General features: G+C 38.3%; 5 protein-coding genes. 4 read left to right on the top strand and 1 reads right to left on the bottom strand.

The window, feature by feature from the left end:
* The 4 genes from ACIQZ6_RS11740 to ACIQZ6_RS11725 form a co-directional block, all read left to right on the top strand.
* Positions 1–515, top strand: a 515-nt coding sequence (locus ACIQZ6_RS11740) for an amidohydrolase family protein (RefSeq protein ID WP_395811319.1), incomplete at its 5' end; no start/stop codon positions are given.
* A gap of 9 nt (positions 516–524) precedes the next feature.
* Entirely contained in the window at positions 525–1,763 is a 1,239-nt protein-coding gene (locus ACIQZ6_RS11735) for an acyltransferase family protein (protein ID WP_395811317.1), read from the top strand.
* A 26-nt stretch (positions 1,764–1,789) separates the two neighbouring features.
* Positions 1,790–2,896, top strand: coding sequence for an amidohydrolase family protein (locus ACIQZ6_RS11730; RefSeq protein ID WP_395811315.1), 1,107 nt, complete (start codon positions 1,790–1,792; stop codon positions 2,894–2,896).
* Positions 2,897–2,941: 45 nt separating this feature from the next.
* Positions 2,942–4,351, top strand: coding sequence for a Gfo/Idh/MocA family protein (locus tag ACIQZ6_RS11725; protein ID WP_395811313.1), 1,410 nt, complete (start codon positions 2,942–2,944; stop codon positions 4,349–4,351).
* A 216-nt stretch (positions 4,352–4,567) separates the two neighbouring features.
* Here ACIQZ6_RS11725 and ACIQZ6_RS11720 read toward each other — a convergent pair.
* Positions 4,568–5,145: S9 family peptidase (locus ACIQZ6_RS11720; protein WP_395811311.1), on the bottom strand; the 578-nt coding region annotated here is incomplete at its 5' end.

Below are 5,145 nucleotides of genomic sequence, written 5' to 3'. Positions count from 1 at the left end.
ATATGTACCTTCATCCCGAATATCCATCTTACGAAGATCATATCAGGGCTAGAGATAATATGCTCGAAAAGTATCCGAATCTTAAGTTTGTTGGGGCCCATCTGGGCAGTCTGGAATGGAGTCTTGATGAATTGGCTAAACGTCTCGATCGTTTCCCGAATATGCATGTTGATCTGTCAAGAATGAGCAATTTGCAGTTGCATACCCTGAATGACAGGCAAAAAACCCGTAATTTTTTCATTAAATATCAGGACCGGCTTGTATATGGAACTGATAAAGCAATAAATGCAAGCAATGATCCAACTGGTTTATCAAAAAGTATTCATGATGCCTGGCTGCGGGACTGGATTTTCTTTGTTACGGATGATTCGATCAAATTGCCCGGATTTGGAAATCTAAATGGACTAAAATTACCGACAGAAGTAATTGATAAAATTTATTATAAAAATGCTAAGAACTGGCTCTCAATCAATATAAAATCTTCTCAATCACGTGCAAACGGGACTAAAAACTAATTTCATAAAATGAAAAAAACAGAAATACCACAGGATCATACGCAGGCCACCGGAGCTGCAATAAATCCTGCATTGCCTCAAAACCGTGTCGCATCTGTTGATATTTATCGCGGCTTTGTGATGTTGCTCATGATGGCAGAAGTACTATCGCTTTCGGATGTTTCTAAAGCATTGCCAGGAAACAAATTCTGGGAATTCATATCCTTTCACCAAAGTCATGTTCCCTGGATATGGCTGAGTTTGCACGATATGATCCAGCCTTCTTTTACTTTTTTAGTTGGGGTGGTTTTGCCATATTCAATTGCCAGTAGGAAAAATAAAGGAGCGAGCTTTGAAAATATTTTAGGCCATACCATCAAGCGCTCCTTCATTTTGATATTCCTGGGAATATTTTTGCGTTCAATGCACTCTGGGCAAACAAATTTCACGTTTGAGGATACGCTGACCCAGATTGGCTTGGGCTATACCTTTCTTGTCATCATTTCACTTTATTCTCAAAGAGTGCAAATTGGGGCATTAATTTTTATTTTACTTGCTTATGCTCTTGCCTTTGCTCTTTATCCGTTGCCAGGGGCTGCATTTGATTATGCATCGGCAGGTGTAAGTTCAGACTGGGAGCATAATTTGACTGGTTTTGCAGCGCATTGGAATAAGAATACAAACTTTGCATGGGCTTTTGACCAGTGGTTTATGAATATATTTCCACGTGAAAATACTTTTCTTTTCAATTCAGGAGGATATTCTACGCTTAGCTTTATCCCAACACTGGGCACAATGATCCTCGGATTGCTTGCAGGGAATATTTTAAATTCATCTATACTGGCAAGTAAAAAACTCAAGACCTTCATTTTTGTTGGTATTGCTTTAATACTCTTTGCAATAGTAATACATATTAGCGGGTTGAATCCGATTGTGAAACGTATTTGGACCCCTGCTTGGACTATTTTTAGCGGAGGTATCTGCTTCCTGTTCCTAGCTATGTTCTATGGTTTGATTGATATGAAGGGAAGACATAAGGGTTCATTTTTCTTAATGGTTATTGGAGTGAATTCAATTGCTGCCTATGTAATTGCTGATGGCGGGATGCGGAACGTGATCAATGACTCTCTTTATATTCATTTGGGTAAAAACTTCGATCAAATTTTTGGAGCAGCTTATTCAACTCTAGTAAGCGGCTTACTAGTTTTATTTTTTGAATGGCTTATCTTATATTGGATGTACAAGAAAAAAATATTTATAAAAATCTAAGATCATTAACTATATTCCCATTAATTATGAAAGCAAAATTTCTATGTTTCTGTGCGCTAAGTATATTTTTTCAAAATTGTACTCAGACTCAAAAATCTTCTTCCTCAGAAGATAGTTCATCCGCAGAATTTTATAGCGTCGATGATTTTAAATCGGTAGAAAAATATGATACCCATGTACATATTAATGCCTACGATACCGCCTTCATTAATTTAGCGAAGGCAGATAATTTCAAACTGTTAACGGTTAATGTTCATCCTACTTCTAAAAACCCGGCTGAGGTTCAGCAAAATGTGGCACTTGAAATGATCAAAACCTACCCTGAACAAGTGGCTTATGCTACCACTTTTGGTGTAAACGACTGGGGGACAGACAAATGGCTACCACAAACCCTTGCTTATTTGAAAAATTCTTTTGAAAAAGGTGCTATTGGTGTCAAGATCTGGAAAAATATAGGAATGGAACTTCGTGACAAAGATGGAAAATTTGTGATGGTGAATGATCCAAGAATTGACCCAGTTCTTGATTTTATTGAGAAAAGCAATGTTACTCTTGTAGGACATTTGGGAGAGCCAAAGAATGCATGGCTCCCGGTTGATCAAATGACAGTATCTGGCGATAAAAATTATTTTAGTAAGCATCCTGAATATCATATGTACCTCCATCCTGAGTACCCATCTTATGAGGATCAGGTAGATGCGCGTGATAAAATGCTTGAAAAACATCCCAATATCAGATTTGTGGGGGTTCATTTAGGAAGCCTTGAATACGATGTTGATGAATTAGCAAAACGCCTGGATAAATTTCCAAATATGGCAGTTGATATGGCCGAGCGAATTTGTCATTTGCAGTATCAAACTATCAATAACAGACAAAAAGTAGTTGACTTCATGCTTAAGTACCAAGATAGACTTATTTATGCAACGGATAATGGGGTAGGTAAAGATTCTGATCCTGCAGAGTATAAAAAAAGGATCCATGAAAGAAGACTCAGCGACTGGAGGTACTTTGTGACTGACGATGATATGAATGTTACTGATTTTAAGGAGAATATTAAAGGATTGAAATTGCCAAAAGAGGTGATAGATAAAATATATCGTAAAAATGCCGAAAAATGGTTTCCAGGTATATAAAACAAACAATAGAAAATTTTACAATACAATAAACATTTAGAAACAATGAAAAATAACCGTAGAGATTTTTTAAAAAAAACTAGTCTTGCCGGACTTGGCATAGCAGGTGTTGGTGCACTTAATGGATTTGCCTCTGAGCCAGAAAAAGGGCCATGGGTATCGAAGTCTACCATTCAGACCTTTAACATGTGTGGCTATGCTGCACCAAAACTGGAAACTGTTCGTGTTGGATTTATTGGTTTGGGTCAGCGTGGTCCATCACATTTAAATGCAGTCGCTAAAATTGAAGGTACAGAAATCAAAGCATTATGTGATTTGCGTCCAGCAAGTGTAAATAAAGCCAAGAAGGCTCTTGATGGCACAAGTCATAATCCTACGATCTATACAGGTAATGAAGACGAATGGAAAAAATTGTGTGAGCGTAAAGACATAGATCTGATCTATATCTGTACTCCATGGCATTTGCATGTTCCAATGGCTTTATTTGCAATGGAACAAGGTAAGCATGTGGCAATTGAAGTGCCAGCAGCGGTTTCAATGCAAGAATGCTGGCAATTGGTTGAAACTTCTGAGCGTACACGTAAGCATTGTATGATGCTCGAAAATTGCTGTTATGACTTTTTTGAACTACTCACCTTGAATATGGCTAGACAGGGTTACTTTGGTGAGATCATTCACACTGAAGGCGCTTATATCCACAACCTTATAGACCTTAATTTTAGTGATAAAGGTTATCAGGATATGTGGCGTTTGAGGCAGAATGCTACCCGCGAAGGTAGTTTATATCCAACCCATGGTTTAGGCCCGGTTTGTCAGGTTTTGAATATAAATCGTGGTGATAAAATGGATTATCTGGTTTCTGTTTCTTCAAATGATTTCCAAATGGGTGAACGTGCTAAAGCTGAAGCTGCAAAAAATGATCTGTATAAAGAATTTGTTGGCAAAGATTTTAAAGGAAATATGAATACCACTACTATTCGTACTACTCATGGTAAGACGATCATGATACAGCATGACGTAACTTCTCCTCGTCCATATTCACGTATACACTTGGTGAGTGGAACTAAAGGAACTGCTTTAAAATATCCAACACCTAGAATTTCTAATAGCCATGTGGGATGGGTTAAGGAAGCTGAATTTAAAGCTCTCGAAGAAAAATATACACCCAACATAGTTAAAAAAATAGGCGAATTGGCAAAAAAAGTTGGAGGACATGGTGGTATGGACTTTTTAATGGATTGGCGCCTAATAGATTGCCTACGCAATGGTTTGCCTCTTGATCAGGATGTTTACGATGCAGCGGCCTGGAGTTCGGTATGGCCATTGAGTGAATGGTCTGTAAATAACCGATCCAATTCAGTAGATGTGCCTGACTTTACACGTGGTTCTTGGAAGAAAAACCAACCACATGATATTGATCTAAAAAAAGGTGGAGATACTCAGGTGAAGATATAGCAGACGGCGTTATTGCAGCTATTTTAAGCTTGAAATATAGATTTAAAAAAATCCAGATGCTTATGATCATCTGGATTTTTTTATGGCTACCCTAGAGAGTTCCACTATTAGTCAATATTTAATTCTGGCTCAGGTCTGGAATCTACTCATTCAAACACTAATTTCTTGTCATGGCTGGCTTGACCCGTAATCGCCAACTCTAACTTTTTTAAAGTATTAAAACCCTAATTCTTTGCCCTGCAAATAATGCAACATCCAGCTCAGATTAGTCTGAGCTGTTTTAAGAATCATTGATGACTCTACAGGACCATGAGGTTGCCTTGGAAGCACAAGAAAACGAACCGGTATTCCTCTTCGTTTTAAGGCATTATAGTACATTACACCCTGGCTGAAGGGTACACGTATATCTGCTTGTCCGTGTTGCAAAAGCACAGGAGTTTTTACATTTTGTACAAATCGCAAGGGGGAATGATCGTCATAGACCGTCCAGTCTTCATAAGGTTGTTTTTCCATATATGAAGGAAGAAAACCTGGAATATCATCGGTCAGGTCTTGACTAACCAGGTCAACTGCAGGAGCCCCGATACTTGCAACTTTAAAACGGTTGTTGTGACCAATAATCCAACTGCTCATGAATCCACCATAACTCCATCCCATTACACCCATTTTGCTGGCATCTGCCCATCCTTTTGAAATAGCATAATCAACACCAGCCATCAAATCTTTGTAATCGCCACCACCCCAGTCGCGGTGATTGGCTTCTCTAAATTTTAAGCCATAACCATTTGACCCTC

It is taken from the genome of Daejeonella sp. (assembly GCF_044348475.1).
In the GTDB taxonomy this organism is placed as follows: Bacteria; Bacteroidota; Bacteroidia; order Sphingobacteriales; family Sphingobacteriaceae; genus Daejeonella.
Note: the sequence above shows the minus strand (reverse complement) of the source record. Positions and strands in the feature narration are given on the sequence as shown.

Coding starts and splice junctions, on each gene's coding strand:
- ACIQZ6_RS11735 (WP_395811317.1), top strand. CDS start 525: ATGAAAAAAACAGAAATACCACAGGATCATACGCAGGCCACCGGAGCT.
- ACIQZ6_RS11730 (WP_395811315.1), top strand. CDS start 1,790: ATGAAAGCAAAATTTCTATGTTTCTGTGCGCTAAGTATATTTTTTCAA.
- ACIQZ6_RS11725 (WP_395811313.1), top strand. CDS start 2,942: ATGAAAAATAACCGTAGAGATTTTTTAAAAAAAACTAGTCTTGCCGGA.